The sequence below is a fragment of the Planctomycetaceae bacterium genome, from assembly GCA_041398825.1.
GTDB lineage: Bacteria > Planctomycetota > Planctomycetia > Planctomycetales > Planctomycetaceae > F1-80-MAGs062.
On sequence record JAWKTX010000011.1, the window covers coordinates 1 to 17,075 of the forward strand.

Consider the following 17,075-nt stretch of genomic DNA (forward strand, 5'->3'; position numbering starts at 1 on the left):
GATGTGTATTTTTCTGCAACCCCAATAGAAATGGCCACTTACGTGAATCGCAAGTGGCCATTTTCGATGGAGGCGGCGGGAATCGAACCCGCGTCCTGTTGTCCCTCAGCCAAAGCCTCTACGTGTGTAGTTCGTTGATTAATTTCGCAACGACGAGGTTCCCCGAACAAGACCGTTCGTCACTAGGTCACAACAAATCTCGCATCAAACGTAGCGACCAATGGATTGATGCCAGCCCGAATTTGTAACCAGCGGTCGGCTCCTCAGGCGGAGATCCTTAGGCTGGGACAGCTTTTATTAAGCTGCCAGAGAGTACTGCGGTTTTGCAGTTATTTTTTGATCAGCTTTTTACGAGGCCAACTGATCAACCTCGACACGCCACCCTGACTTATGGTAACCCAGTCAAATCCGATCGCCCCCTGAAGATAAAACCACAAGAACCCTGACTACCGTCGCAACCCTTCGACTGCGCGGCACCACCTCAGTATACCTGCGACTATCGGCTTGAAAAGCAGCTTCCCTGATTAGTTTCCAGTAGAGAAGCAAGAATCGAACCTACGATCGTTGGCAACCTGTGGAAATGGTCAATCTTCGTTGCGAGACGTGTGTTCCCAGCCAAGTGGCGGCAGATTGCGGATGTCCCCATTTGGCAAGACCAGCCTGCAACCCAATTCGGCCTGAACCGTGCCAATTCGGATCAGCTGTTGTCCGAGAGAACTTGATTGGATATCCCGCCAGCTCGATTGTGGCATCGTTACCAGCAGTTCGAAGTCTTCCCCATCCTGGAAAGCAGCAGTCTGAGCTCGCGTATCTGCGCTTAACTCTGTCCGGTCGCCTTGACGGGATCGGGCTTGTTCCAGAGCGTCGGAATGAATGGGAATACAATCCAGTTCAAGTTGTGCGCCCACTTGGCTTGCTTCACAGAGCCGATGCAGGTCGATGGCCAGACCATCAGAAATATCCATGGCGCTGTTCACGCAACCGGCACCCGCAAGATCACGGGCAAGATCGAGTCGCGGAGTAAAGGTCAGGTGGCGGTCGGACAGGAGACTTCCACCCAACGGGCCCGAAACACAAATGACGTCGTCCGGCCGTGCACTCGACCTGAGGAACACCTGTGATGCCACGTACGGCACACCGGTCAGGCAGACATTGATCGCAAATGGACCGGTCCAGACATTGGTATCTCCTCCGGCAACGACAAAATCGAATTGCCTCGCGAGTTCATCGATGCCGTCGTAAATCTGTTCCGGAAACTTTATTGCTGGTGCAGAACTTTGTTTCGGAATGGCAATGGAAACAAAGGCCGCTGTCGGCCGACATCCCATGGCCGCCAGATCACTGAGATTGACTGCAACCGATTTTCGACCGACCAGAGACAGCGCATGTTGGCGAAGATCAAAGTGTACTCCGTCCAGCAGCATGTCTGTGACAACCACCTGCTGGTTGCCCGGCACATCAAGAACAGCGCCGTCATCACCGATACCAACCCGCACGGAATTGCTGGCGGGATAACGTCGGGCGAGTGAATGAATGAAATCTCGTTCGTGCACGAGGGCACCCTTTGGCAGGAAATGGTGATTGCGTGTGGCTATGCCCCAGGATTGTAACCACGGACAGCGACGTCATTCGATCCTGTCAGTAGTGCGCCGGTTCCTTCTGATCAGGAACCGCAATTCGTGAGCTCGTTTAGCTGTCCGTTAAAGAACCGGGAAAGGTGCGCAGAACGCCTGTGAACCGTCGTGTTTTAAGGTCTTCTGCTCGAGCCAGTCCGGTTCTTTAAGAGGCTGTCAGGATAGTCTTCCCATGTCGGCAGGGCCGGAAAAGTCGATGTAATCGTCAAAATCGCAGGTCTGAATTGCTCTTCCGAGACACTTGTCGAAGCGTTTGCCTCCGAAACTGGCCTAGCCTTCACGTGGGTGAAGTTGTCGGCAGGTGGTCGTAACGCAGAGAAATCTGTCGCGACCATTGAATCATGTTCGGCGATTTCCGGACGACAGGATTATTGGACACGAGTTCAATTCCAGATCAGGAAGACCAGAATGATAGCTCCGGCAACCGTGCAGGACATTTCCAAGGAAACCGAGGCAGACGACGTAAAACTTCGCCAGCTGGAAAGGCGGATTCTGGATTTGGAACGTGCCGCAAAGGGTGCAGCCGATCCCAACAAGATGAATCTGCTGGTCTTCGACTCAAGCCGCGATCGCCTGCTGGCTGCCTTTGTCATGGCAACGGGATCTGCCGCCTGCGGTATGGATGTAACAATGTTCTTCACGTTCTGGGGGACTGTGGCTCTGAAGAAGGATGCTGCCCAGATTGGCCCCAAATCGATGGTGGAACGCGCGTTCGGATGGATGCTGCCGCGCGGAGCATCGAGAACGGCACTATCGAAAATGAATATGTGCGGGCTGGGTGCGGCTTTGATGCGGCGAGAAATGAGGAAGAAGAAGATCGCCGACCTGAATGATTTGATTGCAAGCGCAGCGGAGCTTGGTGTGAAAATCCGGGTCTGCGAGATGTCCATGAATCTGATGGGAGTCCGGAGAAAAGAACTAATCGATTATCCCTCCCTCGAATACTGCGGCGTGGCTTCATTTTCAGAAATGGCCTCCCAGGCCAACACAACGCTGTTCATTTAACGAATTCTCTGCGTCGAAATTCCTCTCGCATGTCTACGTTCGACTCCCGCGACTCGATCAGCAAGCCTCGAAGTCAGATCACCAGTGTGCGTTCGCTGACGCACATGGAATCAGAACTTGACGCGTTATCGGAACTGTTGCAACCTCTGCTTCAGGCAGCATCATTACCGTCTGATGCTGGTGCGCGGGTCTCCAGTTGTCTGGAGCTGTTTCGCCAGGCAGCCAATGAAGCTGCGGAAGAACTGCGTATCGTTCAGAAAAAATCGGATGATCTGGCGCGGGCCCAGGCAGATGCACTTGTGTATTCCGCCGAAATCATTGACGAACTGGATGAAACACGGCAGCGACTTGCAGAAGCCCGGGCAATCGCGGAAGAGGCTGCACGAGACACCCAGAGACTGGCAGATACCGTCTTTGAATGCACACACGATGCTGTGTTGATAATGAAAGAGTCGTACTGTGTCGCCTGCAACGACAACGCCTGTTCATTAGTCGGGGACCGGGAAGAGATCATTGGAAAATGGCCCCCACGTTTCTCTCAGGCAATCCTTGAGACCGGTGAAGCTGCAAATGCCGATCTCATTGAATGTTACAACGCAGCGATGCAGGGAAATGTAAGAACAGTCGAAGTCGGTTTTACATCCGCGTCCGGTAACGATGTCTGGTGCGAAGTTACGATGACTGCATTTCATATGCAGAGCGGTGATCACGTCCTGGTGACTGTGCACGATATTACGAACCGAAAGCAATTTGAGCGTGAGTTACGGCGCCACCGTGACTTCCTTGACAACATCATAAACGCGGTGCCAGATCATCTGGTCGTAGGTAAGAGCGATAATGCACTGGTTGTCGCGAACGATGCCTTTTGTGAATCGTTTGGTTATCAACGGGATCAGGTGATTGGGCTTTCGATCGATGAAGTCAATCGAGTGTTCGCCCAGGACTCCAGCGAAACTGAGGTCACACTCGTTTCCGGAACCCAGAAGGTGTTCTCAACGAAATGCTCACGGTTTCAGGATTCAGTCTCTGGCGACACTTACACGGTTGCCACGTCACGAGACATCACGGAAGAACGGGCACGCGAACGACGTCTCAGCCTGCTGGCCAGCGTTTTCCGGAGTGCGGCAGAAGGTGTGGCCATATTGACTCGGGACGGGCGAGTTCTGGAGGCGAATCCGACGTTTCTGCAAATGGTCGGAATGTCTCTGGAGGAAATTCTGCATAAATCCCTGGCCTCTGTGATGCGCATCCGCGTTTCGACATTTGCGAATGATCTCGCTCAGGTTGCTGAAGGTCAAAACTGGTCCGGTAAACTGCAGGTGGATTCCGGGCAAAACCCCGAACGGTGGTACTGGGCAACCATCAGCCGAAGTTGCGATGCTGGAGAGAACGGCGGGCGGCTGATTGCTTTGTTTTCGGATGTCACAGCGCTGGAAGTTTCGCAGCGGCAGCTGGAAAAGCAGGCGTTGTACGATAATCTCACGGGACTCCCGAACCGGAGATTCTTTAAGCGGCACATTGCCAGCCTGATTAACGATTCGGAGGAACAACAGTGTATTGCCGTGTGCTTCCTCGACCTCGATGATTTCAAACACGTCAACGACACTCAGGGGCATTCCGCCGGGGACAAACTGCTGAAGCAGGTGGCTCGTCGTCTTACAAAGACGGTTGGCAATGAGGCATTCGTTGCCCGATTTGGGGGAGATGAATTTGCAATCATCCTTACAAACATTGACCCTGCTTGTCGGCGAGTCGCGACGCTTACGGATCAGGTTCTGACAGCACTGAAGCAGCCATTTCAACCAGCCGGGAACGACTGCGTTATCGGAGTGAGTATTGGTGTCACGTTGTATCCGGAACATGCGACTGACGTCGAATTGCTGATGAAGAATGCAGACATTGCAATGTATGCAGCAAAGGCCGCGGGAAAAAACTCCGTCCGCATCTTCAACACAGGAATGCAGGAAACAGTCGACCTGCGTCATCGGATTCACAGTGAGCTGCGAAACGCTTTAAGAGGTGGGCATATCACCCTGCACTTCCAGCCAAAACTCTGTAGTCAAACAGGACGACTGGCAGGCTGCGAGGCACTGTCACGCTGGCAGCGTCCCGACGGGACGTATATTTCGCCGTCAGAATTTATTCCGATTGCCGAGCAAACAGGGCTGATTAATTCGCTGGGAGAACTGGTGCTGACCACGGCCGCCCGAACATGCAGACGATGGGCTGACGAAGGATTCAACCCCTTTCCGATTGCCGTCAACATCTCTCCGCAGCAACTGCGGCATCCTGCATTTCTGGATCGAATTCAGTGTATTCTGGCGGAGACCGGTGCGCGGCCTGAATGGATCGAACTGGAGATTACTGAAAACGCAGTTGTGGACGACCTGGACCGGGCAAGACGGACGATTCTGAATCTTTCAAAGATAGGCATACGGACAGCCATCGACGATTTTGGTAAGGGATATTCGTCTCTGAGCTACCTTGCGACGCTGCCGATCCAAACACTGAAAATTGATTCGTCATTCGTGCGTCAAATGGTCGAAATGCAGAACACGGCTGCCATCGTCAGGTCGATCGTTGGTCTGGGAAAAGGCCTGAACCTGACCGTTGTCGGTGAGGGAGTTGAAACGGAAGAGCAGGCCGATCTGCTCAAGTCGATGGGATGCGACGTGCTGCAGGGTTATCTGGTTAGCCGTCCAATCAGTGAAAAGAACTTTCGTGCATGGATGCAGGCACGGGGCCAAATTGACCACTCGCTGCCAATATCAGAAAGTGATGCAGGTCCCGTTCGTCGCTAGCTCAATGACGGATGCAAAGCCGGCGATTTCTGCAGAGGGAACTTTGCCGTCGTCCGATCCATCTTCAATTGAGCCCAGTCCACATGTGCGGTGGCAAACTGAGCACAAGAGCAGTCGACCACCTGAATCCAGATATCGATTCAACAGATCCGCAAGTGGCGGAAAACCCTGAACCGTAATGCCATCGGCACTCCTTGAGAATCCCCAGACGGCACCATCACTCGTCAGAAATACGATTGTTGGGTGCCCCATGGCAATTGCTGACAAAGCGCAGGAAAATGCCATCGTGGCGTTCTTCCCGTTGTCCGACTTTCCCGTTGTCAGCACGACAACAACATTCTTTTCTTCGGTCACACCAGACTCCTCAGGCAATTCGTATCGTGGCTTTCAGCACCGGGCCTTCTTCGATCGACTCCAGACAATTCCCAGTACGTCTGGCCCACGCTTCCACATCCAGTTTGAACGCCAGATCTGTTGCCTCGACCTCAAGCACCTGACCGCTGGACATCTGACGGACCGTTCTTGTAATTTCTACGATAGGCATCGGGCAATTCAAACCCTTGCAGTCGAGTTGTCTGTCAGCCATGCATGAAGCTTTCGAAGAGTTTATCGGAGGTTGGCATCAGAATTCCGGATCGTCCCGGATCCCTCCGTTTCCCGCAACCCATGAATCATGGTGTGTGTGACTTCAGCCAGCAACATGGTCCGTTCAATCCCGGAGTTGATCACCAATCTGCAGAACGATTCCGGCGGCAAAGCGGTCGAGATTCTCGGCTGAATCGTTGGCCCGCTTACGCCAAGTGTTTAGTTCGGACACTTGCTTTAGTCCTTTCACCAATGTGCCGATGGCGGTCCCGACCGCTTTGCTGGTTGGACTAAAAACCAGGCTGGCCGCGCTTTCAGGCATGTCACCAGCCAGCGAATCTACAATTGACCGAATCGACATGAATTTCGTTGACAATTCCTGACAGACCTGTGCAACTGCAAGGCTGGATGTGTCCACACAAATTGCATTGCTTGAACTGGCAAGTTCGGCCTTCTCGCGTTCTCTCAGAGGATGTCCGTCGGCCACAACATGACGTCCAACATGGATTCGTCGGCTGCTGGAGATTCGGCAGTGCACTTCCAGTTTCTGTCCATGAGTATCAACAATCTCGTTGGCGACTGAAAGATCACCGAATTTCACATTGTCGGACAACGAAGAACTGAATCCGAGGCACAGGACCCATTTGGGGCGATGTTCCCGGACCAGAATCTCTGCTGCCTTCCGATGCCGTGCAAATCCCTGTCCCGCCTCGACAATGGCGATGCGGATGGTCTCGTGAAGAAACCCACCCCGGAAAGTGCAACCTTCGTCAGCATACTTTCGGACTCGATCCAATCGCTTCATGAATGGCCGAATTTCGCCGATGTGTGTGCACACGATACCGACATGTGCAGACACGCGATCCAATTCGGGTTCCGAAACAGTTTGCGATGGCTCGGTGGATCCGGTCATCCTGGATTACTTTGCTTCAAAATCTTTCATGAAACTCACCAAAGCATCCACACCTTCCGGTGGGAATGCGTTGTAAATGCTGGCTCGCATTCCACCGACACTGCGATGCCCTTTCAAACCACTGAATCCCGCGGCTTCTGCTGCTTTGATGAATGCCGCGTCCTTATCGGGGTCACCAGTGACAAATGTCACGTTCATTTGTGAGCGACTGTCCCGCCGAGCCGTTGGTTTGAACAGACTGCCTGAATCGAGATAGTCATAAAGTACTGCTGCCTTTTTCCTGTTCCGGGTTTCAATGGCCGACAACCCTCCGGCAGCTTTGATCCAGCGAAACACCAGCATCATCAAATAGATGCCAAGAGTCGGAGGGGTATTGTACATCGATTCGTTTTCTGCATGCGTGCGATACTGCAGCATCACAGGTAGATTTGTACTGCCGGCCTCTACCAGATCGTCTCGAATAATGACCAGCGTGACTCCGCTCGGACCGAGGTTCTTCTGGGCTCCGGCGTAAATGATGCCATACTTTGCAACATCGATCTGGCGACTGAAAATATCGCTGCTGGCATCGCATACCAGAAACGCGTTGTCAGGGTACCCTGCAGGTTCCCCGACAAACTGCGTCCCGAAGATCGTGTTGTTGGAAGTGAAGTGGACGTATCGCGGATTCTCGCTGTATGTCGCCTGATCCGGGATATAGCTGAAGTTTGCCTCTTTACTGCTACAGGCGGAGTGAACTCTGCCATATTCGCCCGCGGCTTTCACTGCCTTTTGAGACCAGGCTCCGGTCACCAGATAGTCGGCAGTCTGATCACTGCCGAGAAGGTTCATCGGAACCATCGAAAACTGCAACGATGCTCCGCCCTGCAGGAAGAGTACTTTGTAGTTATCCGGGATCCCTGCAATCTCTCTGCACAGAGCCTCTGCCTCTGCGGCAACGGCCATGAACGGTTTTCCACGGTGAGAATGCTCACAAATGCCGATTCCCGTATCCCCAAGCGAAAGCAAATTTGCGGCCGCTTCTTCCAGAACACTCTCAGGGAGAACAGCTGGGCCAGCTGAAAAGTTAAAGATGCGATTAACCATCGCCTTTACGCGCTTTCTGATTCGAGGATTTGGATGGAAGCAGATTCATACAGAATTACCAGACACGCCAGTAAAGGGTAACGGACACACGGACTTTGCTTCAACAGAGTTGAATTGGTCGCCCCAATCGTCTCATGAACGCGACAGCCCTGCCGGGAGGGCAACGTTTATTCGCATTCCCAGTTACAATGCCTGCCGCCGTGATTCGCCGCAGTTCCCGGTCTTTTCACGTGTCAATTGCAGGTGGCGATCCAACGGGAGATGTCGATGGTTTTGCGGGTGCTTCGGTCGGCGGAGGAACAGGCATTGGTTCGTCCGGGGCAAGGCGTCGAATGCGAATCCGTCTGAAATGAACCTCCGCTCCTTCACTCTGAAGTGCTATGGCTCCGTTCGAAGGCACTGCACCAGTTGTTTCCCCAGCCTTCTTTCCATTCACCTCAACACTCAAACGGCCGCCCATGCTCACAATTCTGCAGGTGTTCCAGGTATTCACGGGCCCCGCCAGGTCCGCATCGCTGGTGTTCGCACTTTTTGCATCTCCGCTCGGAAAAACGCTTCCAGCTTTGGGTTGATGAAATTGAATCTGCATGGAAGTTGGCCAGATCCGCGGTTCATCCTGCAAGTAGACCAGCACGCCACTATTACCATTTGCGTCTGTGGGGAAACGCCATTCGAGCGTCAATTCGAAGTCAGAATATGTTTCGGTACTGTAAAGGAAGCCCTTGGGTTGCCCGGCACATACGAGCATCGGGTCTCCTGAGTTCTCAGTAACTCGCCACACTTCCTCCATGGTCGCCTTTGAATCGGCGCTGTAGCACTTCCAGTGCCTGCCCAGATCCGGCACGATCAATTCGGTGAAGCCAGCAGGATCAGTGGAAACAACCTTTTTCCTGCCCGGATCAGAAACGGATGGTTGAGGATCCTGATTCGCATCCGTCAAACTTCCGGCCTTTGGGGTGGCCCTGGGTGTTTCGTCGGCGTGTGTGGCTGAAAAAAACAGGCCGGTGACCATCAGCAATGCGAAAATGCCAATCCGATGCAAATGCCTGTTCGGACGGGACAGGTACATCCGCCCGGATCCCGAAACACCGCCTGCGGACAGGAGTTGAGATTCGACTTGTGGAATATCACCGAAGCGATCCGCTGATCCGGGGAACACTTCGCTGAAAGACAATTGGTGCATATTTCCCAACCGATTCAAAAGCTCGGCAGCTTCAATCCAAACGAATAATTCGGACCTCCGCGACCGCGGCACCACGGGCGACTGTCCTGGCAGAACACTAGACATTCCAGGGGCGGCAATGTCAATCGACGATGTCATTTCACGACGAACTTCCGGTTGAGGTGAGCATTCGCCTCGAATGGGTAATCTCAGGCATCCACGGCAGAATTCGCCGCATCCCGGTCGCTATTCTGGCCGATTTCCATGATCACATCTCCAGGACCTTCATCGGGATAGGCGCTGGCAGGGAACTCTGCTAATTTTCCGCGGGTCAACCGTCGAACGGATTTAATGGTCGATCTGTAATCTTGCGACGCCAATTTTCTGGTCAGCAATTTTCAAGCTCAACGGCATGGAGGCCGCGATGGGATTGAAGCGAACAAATCAGTCTGTACCTGCAGAAACAACCGTCCCAGTTCCCGATGCGTCGCGAACGCAGATTCGCTGGCTCATTCGCCGCGATATGGACGAAGTGCTGGATATCGAACGCAAGAGCTTTCAGTTCGCATGGAACGAAGAAGAATTTCTCTGCTGCCTTCGTCAACGCAACTGCATCGGCACTGTCGCTGAGCTCGACCATAAAATCGTCGGGTTCATGATCTACGAGCTGCACAAGTCCATGCTCAGAATTCTGAACTTCGCCGTGTCGCCTGAATTTCGCCGCCAGGGAATCGGCTACCAGATGGTTCAGAGACTGATCGACAAATTATCGCAACAGCGTCGCCGCGAAATTGTGCTGGAAGTCCGCGAAACGAATGTTCCCGCACAGCTGTTTTTCCAAAAGGGCGGGTTCCGAGCGGTCACCGTTTTGAGAAATCACTACGACGATACGCTGGAAGATGCCTACTACATGCGTTACTGCCTGACAGATGAGGCGACAATTCCGTTCGCACCGCACAATCGGATCTCCGAATACGACGCGGCTTAGCGAACTGTTCAAGAACGGGACTGGCTCGAACAGGAGACGTGGCAACACGATAGTCTACAACCGTCCTGCGTGTCCGGATTTTTGAACGGACAGTTAGCGTTCCCCAAATACAGTGCAACATGATGGCGATACCCTCCCGGGTGTCGCCATTTTTGTTGGAACTCAGATGGATTTGTTGGATCCCAGACGGCAGCCTCTCAGGAACTGCGGTCATCCAAACATCATTCCTGATTTCATCGGCCGCTATTTGCTGACAACCTCGTCGAGATTCAACAAGGTGTTGGCCACCATTGTCATCGCGGCCACGTCTTCCAGCGCAAATGAATCTGAAGGCGGGACTTCGCCGACGGATATCAGTTTTCTTGCAGCGTCCGTGTCTGCCGCATATTCCATGCGATAAAGCTGAAAGTCTTCAGTGAGCTGATCAAGCTCACCGTCAAGGGGATGCCTCAGAAGGACGTTGCGAGCCATCCACTGAATTTTGCTCCGTATCGTATCCGCAGGTTGGTTAAGTGTTTGTTCTGCAAGGACTCGCGCTGCCTCCACATACTGTGGATCATTCATCAGCAGCAGGGCCTGCATGGGGCTGTTGGTTCTTTCACGACGCACAGTACAACTTTCGCGGGATGGCGCATCGAAGGTGCTCATTTGCGGAGGTGGTGCGGTTCGTTTGAAGAAGGTGTAAATTGTTCGACGATGGACTTTGTCGGCACCGGTATCCTTCTTGAAACGAACCGTGTTTGAACCCGAATAGCCGACCGCAAACCAGAGGCCATCCGGTTGGGGTGGCTTGACAGCCGGTCCGCCGATTTGCTCATGAAGCAAACCGCTGACAAACAGAGCCTGATCACGGAGCATTTCTGCGTCAAGACGATAACGCGGACCTCGAGAGAACAGTCGGTTTGACGGGTCGCGCTCGAGCTTAAGGAGCGTAATCTGTGAACTCTGTCGATAGGTGCCGGATGTCACAATCAGGCGGACTAAGTGTTTCACATCCCACCCATGCGACGCACCGCTCAGTTGAGGCCGCATGAACTCTGAGCTGAGCCAGTCGAGCAGCTGCGGATGGCTGGGAGGTTCGCCCTGGGAACCAAAATCTTCACTGGTCTTGACGATTCCGGTCCCAAAGAACTGCTGCCAGAATCTGTTGACGGTGACGCGTGACGTTAGTGGATGATTTGGAGCAACCAACCATCTGGCCAAACCCAGGCGATTGTTTGCTTCCCCTTCAGGAAATGGAGGCAGGACGGATGGCACACCTCGCTCAACCTGCTCGCGAGGCTGATCATATTCGCCGCGATTCAGAATGAAGGCTGGCTTCGGCTGTGCGAGTTCCCGGTAGACCAGTGTTGTTGCCGCGGCTTTCTGTACGGCGTCCATTCGTGCCTGTGCATCAGCCTGCTTTTGGGCCAGTGCCGCGATGGCTTCACGTGTTGGACCATAGGCGTTTTCGATGAAGTATTCTTTGAGAGAAGTTGACTGCTGATTGGTTCTGTCGCTTGCTGGCAACGATAAGACGGTTTGCAGATTCTGCGGCAGCGATTTTCCTCCGAACTTCTTTTGGTCTTCCTGCCACAGGGCAAAAGAATCGTAGAGCGGTTGCTGCGACGACTTGCTGACAATTCCCGCCCTGTCCCAGTAAACGGTCCCATCGAACTGCGTGAATGCCCAGCCATTGACTTCTGAATTCTCGGCCAGTCCGACTTTGCTTACCGGGATCTCAAGGCGGACCCATTCCCCCGTTCCTGGCAAGTCACCCATTCGCATACGACTGGGTGACTGGTCGTTGCCCCAGTCGATACTGTTGCTGCCCCAGTAAGCTCGATGATTCCACGAACCGTCATTCCACTGGAGCATGATTTCTTTGGGCGGATTTGCGGGGTCCAGGTAGACATAGCAAAAAAACAAGTCACCGCTCGATATCCGCAGGGGGGTCTTTGCCCCGTCAAAGAAATGCTGGCTCAGGCCCGTCGCTGTTCTCTTGCTGGAGGTCTCGCCGCTGAAAACCGGGAGTGGCTTCTTCACGAACTCCCACGGAGTATTCCCCTGCGCGTTGGCACCCTCCGGAACGGAGTCTTCAATCCAGACAAATTCCGTGGGTTCTGCCAGAGTAGGGGGTGTAGGATTTTCGGGTTCGGTGTATTGGACCGATGTCACGATCTCACGCACCTGTTGGCGAAGATCAGCAACTTGCTCCTGAAGCTGAGCAATCTCCGATTTCTGCGCGTCTGTCAGGACATTGATGACAGGTGCGTGGTCTTTTCGATTTCCATCCAGGGGATTTCCATCGATGCTGTTGAAATATGCATAGAGCGAATAGAAATCTTTCGATGTGATTGGATCGAACTTGTGATTGTGGCACCGACAGCAATCCATGGTGAGTCCCATGAATACGGTGCCTGTTGCCAGAACACGTTCGACTGTGTTCCGCATTTCGACTTCTTCGGCAATTGAACCCCCTTCGCTTGTCGTGACGTGACACCGGTTGAATCCGGTAGCGATGAGTTGATCGTCCGTTGGATTTGGCAGCAGGTCTCCAGCGAGCTGTTCCACGACAAACTGATCAAATGGCTGGTTCGTGTTGAACGCCCTGATCACCCAGTCACGGTAGGCCCACATCTCTCGGTAGTTGTCCAGATGCAGTCCATGTGTATCACCATACCGCGCCGCGTCGAGCCAGAAGCGGGCCATGTGTTCGCCGTAGCGGGGTGAAGCCAGCAGACGGTCAACAACTTTTTCGTACGCGTTGACAGAGCCATCTGCCAGAAAGGCATCGACTTCCGCCACTGAAGGGGGAAGCCCTGTCAGATCAAAGGTGACTCGCCGAATCAGAGAGACCCGATCCGCCTGCGCATTTTGTCGCAGACCAACGGTGTCAAGTTTTGCTTTCACAAAGCGGTCGATGTCGTTGAATGCGTCGTTTCCGGCAATCGTTGGCGGTTCATGCCTGACAACCGGTTCAAACGCCCAGTGCTGTCCCCAGGGCGCCCCCTGCTGAATCCATGTGGTGAGCAATTGTATTTCAGCGGGTGTCAGCGATTTTCCGGAGTCGACGGGAGGCATGATTAAATCCGCGTCGTCAGAATTGATGCGAGCCAGCAGCTCGCTGTTCTTCGCGTCTCCCGCAATGATTGCGGCATGGCTGCCGTCGCGATCTGCCTTTGCCGATGATTCATCATCGAGTCGAAGTTCTGCCTTCCTCTCGTGTTCATCAGGTCCGTGACACCGAAAGCATTTGTCCGACAGGATCGGGCGAATCTGTGTCGCGAACGATATTTCATCAGCAGACAGATCGCTGAACGGAAAAGAACCAGTGCTCACCGACAGAATCACGGCAAATACAATCAGGGTCAGCCGTGACGGCTGGAAATGGACAATGTCGAATTTCATCTTTAGTCTCGTGCGGTCTGAATGCTGCGTCTTTCGACTTGCCGTGGTCAGGCTCGATTGAAAAACCGGGTGGCTGAGTTCATTGGCCCGCAACCCGGGCATCGAAGCCCGGCAAACGAACCTGACACTGATACTGCCCGTTTACTTGAACATTGCGTCTTTCTGATCGCCTCGACTTAACAGATAGGCCAGCAGATCGAGAACTTCATCCTGGTTCAGGGTCTTGAGCAGATCCTGAGGCATGATCGAAACCGTTGCGGGCAGAATCTCTTCGATCGATGCCTTCGGTATATCAGCAATCTTTGTACTGTCCTCCGGATCAGTCAACACGCTGATCTGCTTTTCGTTCTCCGAAACGATTCGACCGGTGATAATCTTTCCTTCGTCCGTGACGACTGTACTTGCTTTGTACTGGTCGCTGATGATCTTGCTGGGTTCGATGATGGCTTCGGTCAGTGCATCGACACTAAAGCGACCAGCCAGCTGAGTCAGGTCCGGGCCCGTTGCACCTCCATCGCCAGCAAATCGGTGGCAAAGAATACAACGCGCGGCAGCAAACATTTTCTGACCGTTGTCGTAGTTTCGGTTCTTCAGGCCATCCTTTGCCAGATCGCGGACTTCCTGCAGAGTCCATGCCTTTCCGGGACCGACTGGCTGTGGCAGTTGGGCCACTTTGTAGGGCGAACGAGCTCCCGCACGTTCCACCAGAATGCGATCATCAAACGGAGTGATATCCCAGGCTTCCTGCTCGATGTTCTGCAGAAACTTCTTGAAGCTGTTGCCGCCGGACCACTGTTGAGCTCGCCCGAACCAGCGGAAGTAATCGGCTCGCAATTCCGGCGTCCATCCAGCTTTCGCAACTCGAAGACAGAACGCATACCACATCTGCTGCTTGTCCGGCTGATTGTCGATCATCGCTTTGATCGCACTGCCGTAACCACGATTACGAGTCAGCAGTTCGCCCATATCGATGTCTTCCCGCTGCGGCGGAGCGTTCATCAGATCGATCGTTTTGGCTACGACCGTCGGCGAATCCAGGTAGACAAGCATCTGGCAGAGTTCGCGATTCAGACGCCAGTCATTTGAGGGAAAGGCGTTTTCAAACAGACTTCGCCATTCCGATTTCTCTGCATCGGACGGCTCGCCCAGTCGAATGAACGTCAGCGACAGAGCGCGGAGATAATCCAGTTTTCGCTGAGTATCCTGCTGATCAAACGAAACCGTCCTGAGTAGCTCCAACGCTGGTCCCCGAACAGCCGACGCATCGAGACTGTTGCGTCCGACGCCTCTCACGACCGAGAGAGTCAGTCCGATTCGATGAATCGCCGGCATCGACTGTTCAGTGACTGCTTTCAGCATCGCTTCACCCGCAGATGGATTGTATGTGACGCCACGAAGTGCGTTCTTCATCATGGAATCGGCTTCAACCTCTTCGCCGTCCGGCAACCACGCCGATGCTTTGTAGTCGATCATCTTTTGTACAAACTGCGAGAAGTCGGTATCCAATCCATGAAACTCTTCGAGGAATCTTCGAGCGGCTCGCTGATCGTGGCCCGGTTGATTCTGTATCTGTGCGGGAGCCGTTGATTCGCTACCAGCGTACGTCACTCGATAAAGTTCCGACTGTGTCCCGCGTCCGCCAACGGTGAAATACAACGCCCCGTCCGGACCGGCAGCGCAGTCGGTCAGCGGCAGCGCGTTTCTGGCGACGAATTCTTCTTTGACGGCTTTGTAGCTGCTTTGATGGGGTTCCGTGTGAATGGCGTACATCGTGCCGAAGGTCCAGTCGCAGATGTAGAACGCCTTCTGGTATTTGGCCGGGAACTTCAGCGGAGCGAACACGAATTCCCCTTTGCTGCCGAACGCTGTTGCCGAAACAGTGGCGCGAGCATTCTTCGCGATCGGTGAGTCGGCCTTCAGGGGAGGGCCATAACCAAAGTCCGCACCAACCGGAGATCCCGGGCCGATGTCGACCATCGCCGGAAGGCTGTCTATGTAGTATTCCGGCCACTTGCCTGTTCCGCTGCGCCAGCCGAATTCGCTTCCGCTGGTGGCATGGACAACACGAGTCGGTCGGTACCACGGCGTGCCGACATCCCATTCCATGTCGGCGTCGTACGCAAACAATTCGCCGTCCGCGTTGAATGCCATGTCGTACGGATTGCGGTAGCCAATGCTCCAGATGTCCCATGTTTTGCCGTCCGGGTCGGTGCTGGCGATCCAGCCGCCCGGCGCCATGACTCCGCGAGCGTGACCGTTGGCATCCCACATTCTGGGCAACAAAAGATCTTCACCCCAGTTGGTCGGAATGCGACTGCTGTAGCTTTCGTTTTCAAGTTCCTCGCCCGCATTGAAAGGCGGTTGCGTATGGTTTCCGGCGATGACGAAGATGCGTTTTCCATCGGGAGATAGTCGGATCGAATGCGGACCGTGCTCGCCACCGCCTCGAAACTCCTTTAGCTTCACGCATTCATCAAATTGATCGTCGCCGTCGGTATCGCGAGCCCGATACAGGCCACTACCTGGTCCGCCATTGCAGCAGAAATACAGCGAATCAAACGCCCACAGCATGCCCTGAGCACCGCTGGGCTTGAACTCGCACTTTGAAAAGTCCAGACGTTCGACGATGGTTTCACCGCTGCCATCGACGGCGGGCAGCGTGATTCGGCAAATCCCTTTGTCGCCCTGATCACTGGCCAGAAGGCGACCATTATTGTCGAATGCAATGCAGACCCACGAACCAAGCTCGTCCTTCGGAACCGTGAACAGTTTGTCGACGACAAATCCGGGCGGCACTTCGAACGTTCCATTTGGTACACGAGTGCCTTCTCCGACGCTGTTGAAAACGGATCCCCATGGACCGTCACCGTACGTTGCCCGCAGTGATGCCTTTCTCCCGCCGACTTCGTCCTTCGATTCCGCCATCCAGTCTGCATTTGTCACAACAGACAACAGCTCTCCGGACTGATCCTGAATCACAAGTTTCAGAACAAATGCGGCGACGCCCCCCTGGTTGCTCACGTTTGCTGTGATTGTGTTCTCGCCGTTCTGAAGCAATGGAGCCACATTGGCTGACATTGGCTGCTGCCACTCACTGCTGGTGGCAACCTGTTTGCCATTAATGAACACCGTACCGACATTGTCGCACGATGCGATCAAACGGGCCGCCCGAATCTCACCGACGACGAACGTCGTTTTCAACACGTAGCTTTGGTTATTGTCTTCCCCCCAAATCCAGGCCGGGACCGGCCCCTTCGAAAACTCACCATCAGAGATCAAAGACGCGGTTGGCTTTTCCGGCACCGCCCCCCGTTCCAGGGAAGGTTGTCGTTCGACGGATTGTTTCCGCGGCTGCTGGGCAAGGGCGTTTCCACAGGAAAACAGGAGCATTGCAGAACATGCGATAAGCGGGATCTGAGACATATTCATGGAATGGAACCATCGGTGAGTTAGTCGTGGGGATACAAAGGCAGGGTACGCATTATTTCACAAAGTGGCGGTGGAATGGAAA

At 53.9% G+C, this 17,075-nt stretch carries 11 protein-coding genes and 1 other RNA gene; 3 read left to right on the forward strand and 9 right to left on the reverse strand.

What is annotated here, in order from left to right:
- Positions 1-64: 64 nt before the first annotated feature.
- Together ssrA and thiL are read right to left on the reverse strand one after the other, a co-directional pair.
- Positions 65-420: a transfer-messenger RNA gene (ssrA, locus tag R3C20_18890) on the reverse strand.
- Positions 421-584: 164 nt separating this feature from the next.
- Complete coding sequence (thiL, locus tag R3C20_18895; GenBank protein ID MEZ6042568.1) at positions 585-1,553, reverse strand: thiamine-phosphate kinase; 969 nt, start codon at positions 1,551-1,553, stop codon at positions 585-587.
- 489 nt (positions 1,554-2,042) lie between these two features.
- On the opposite strand from thiL, the gene R3C20_18900 reads away from it, so the two are divergent.
- Together R3C20_18900 and R3C20_18905 are read left to right on the forward strand one after the other, a co-directional pair.
- Positions 2,043-2,639, forward strand: coding sequence for a DsrE/DsrF/DrsH-like family protein (locus tag R3C20_18900; GenBank protein ID MEZ6042569.1), 597 nt, complete (start codon positions 2,043-2,045; stop codon positions 2,637-2,639).
- 29 nt (positions 2,640-2,668) lie between these two features.
- Positions 2,669-5,440 (forward strand): EAL domain-containing protein, encoded by a 2,772-nt coding sequence (locus tag R3C20_18905; GenBank protein ID MEZ6042570.1) that lies wholly within the window; start codon positions 2,669-2,671, stop codon positions 5,438-5,440.
- Here R3C20_18905 and R3C20_18910 read toward each other — a convergent pair.
- The 5 genes from R3C20_18910 to R3C20_18930 form a co-directional block, all read right to left on the reverse strand.
- A complete protein-coding gene (locus R3C20_18910) occupies positions 5,408-5,794 on the reverse strand; it encodes a DsrE family protein (protein ID MEZ6042571.1) in 387 nt (128 codons plus the stop codon). The genes R3C20_18905 and R3C20_18910 overlap by 33 nt on opposite strands.
- 10 nt (positions 5,795-5,804) lie before the next feature.
- A complete protein-coding gene (locus R3C20_18915) occupies positions 5,805-6,026 on the reverse strand; it encodes a sulfurtransferase TusA family protein (GenBank protein ID MEZ6042572.1) in 222 nt (73 codons plus the stop codon).
- A gap of 123 nt (positions 6,027-6,149) precedes the next feature.
- Positions 6,150-6,830 carry a hypothetical protein gene (locus tag R3C20_18920; GenBank protein MEZ6042573.1) on the reverse strand — a complete coding sequence of 227 codons (681 nt, stop codon included), beginning with the start codon at positions 6,828-6,830 and terminating at the stop codon, positions 6,150-6,152.
- A 114-nt stretch (positions 6,831-6,944) separates the two neighbouring features.
- Positions 6,945-8,024 (reverse strand): 3-phosphoserine/phosphohydroxythreonine transaminase, encoded by a 1,080-nt coding sequence (serC, locus tag R3C20_18925; protein MEZ6042574.1) that lies wholly within the window; start codon positions 8,022-8,024, stop codon positions 6,945-6,947.
- 226 nt (positions 8,025-8,250) lie between these two features.
- The gene (locus R3C20_18930) at positions 8,251-9,207 is read right to left on the reverse strand and encodes a DUF1080 domain-containing protein (protein ID MEZ6042575.1); all 957 of its coding nucleotides are present in this window, start codon (positions 9,205-9,207) and stop codon (positions 8,251-8,253) included.
- Positions 9,208-9,610: 403 nt separating this feature from the next.
- Here R3C20_18930 and rimI point away from each other — a divergent pair, with 403 nt between their 5' ends.
- Positions 9,611-10,174, forward strand: a complete 564-nt coding sequence (gene rimI, locus R3C20_18935; protein ID MEZ6042576.1) for a ribosomal protein S18-alanine N-acetyltransferase — start codon at positions 9,611-9,613, stop codon at positions 10,172-10,174.
- A gap of 243 nt (positions 10,175-10,417) precedes the next feature.
- Here the strand turns inward: rimI and R3C20_18940 are convergent, their stop codons facing one another.
- Both R3C20_18940 and R3C20_18945 read right to left on the reverse strand, forming a co-directional pair.
- The gene (locus R3C20_18940) at positions 10,418-13,564 is read right to left on the reverse strand and encodes a DUF1553 domain-containing protein (GenBank protein ID MEZ6042577.1); all 3,147 of its coding nucleotides are present in this window, start codon (positions 13,562-13,564) and stop codon (positions 10,418-10,420) included.
- Between the two features lie 141 nt (positions 13,565-13,705).
- Positions 13,706-16,993, reverse strand: a complete 3,288-nt coding sequence (locus R3C20_18945; GenBank protein MEZ6042578.1) for a c-type cytochrome — start codon at positions 16,991-16,993, stop codon at positions 13,706-13,708.
- Between the last annotated feature and the right edge of the window lie 82 nt (positions 16,994-17,075).

Excerpts from the sequence above, each read along its gene's own strand:
- R3C20_18930 (MEZ6042575.1), bottom strand. The coding sequence starts at position 9,207 with ATGCACCAATTGTCTTTCAGCGAAGTGTTCCCCGGATCAGCGGATCGC.
- serC (MEZ6042574.1), bottom strand. The coding sequence starts at position 8,024 with ATGGTTAATCGCATCTTTAACTTTTCAGCTGGCCCAGCTGTTCTCCCT.
- rimI (MEZ6042576.1), top strand. The coding sequence starts at position 9,611 with ATGGGATTGAAGCGAACAAATCAGTCTGTACCTGCAGAAACAACCGTC.
- R3C20_18920 (MEZ6042573.1), bottom strand. The coding sequence starts at position 6,830 with ATGAAGCGATTGGATCGAGTCCGAAAGTATGCTGACGAAGGTTGCACT.
- R3C20_18940 (MEZ6042577.1), bottom strand. The coding sequence starts at position 13,564 with ATGAAATTCGACATTGTCCATTTCCAGCCGTCACGGCTGACCCTGATT.
- R3C20_18945 (MEZ6042578.1), bottom strand. The coding sequence starts at position 16,993 with ATGAATATGTCTCAGATCCCGCTTATCGCATGTTCTGCAATGCTCCTG.
- R3C20_18915 (MEZ6042572.1), bottom strand. The coding sequence starts at position 6,026 with ATGGCTGACAGACAACTCGACTGCAAGGGTTTGAATTGCCCGATGCCT.
- R3C20_18905 (MEZ6042570.1), top strand. The coding sequence starts at position 2,669 with ATGTCTACGTTCGACTCCCGCGACTCGATCAGCAAGCCTCGAAGTCAG.
- R3C20_18900 (MEZ6042569.1), top strand. The coding sequence starts at position 2,043 with ATGATAGCTCCGGCAACCGTGCAGGACATTTCCAAGGAAACCGAGGCA.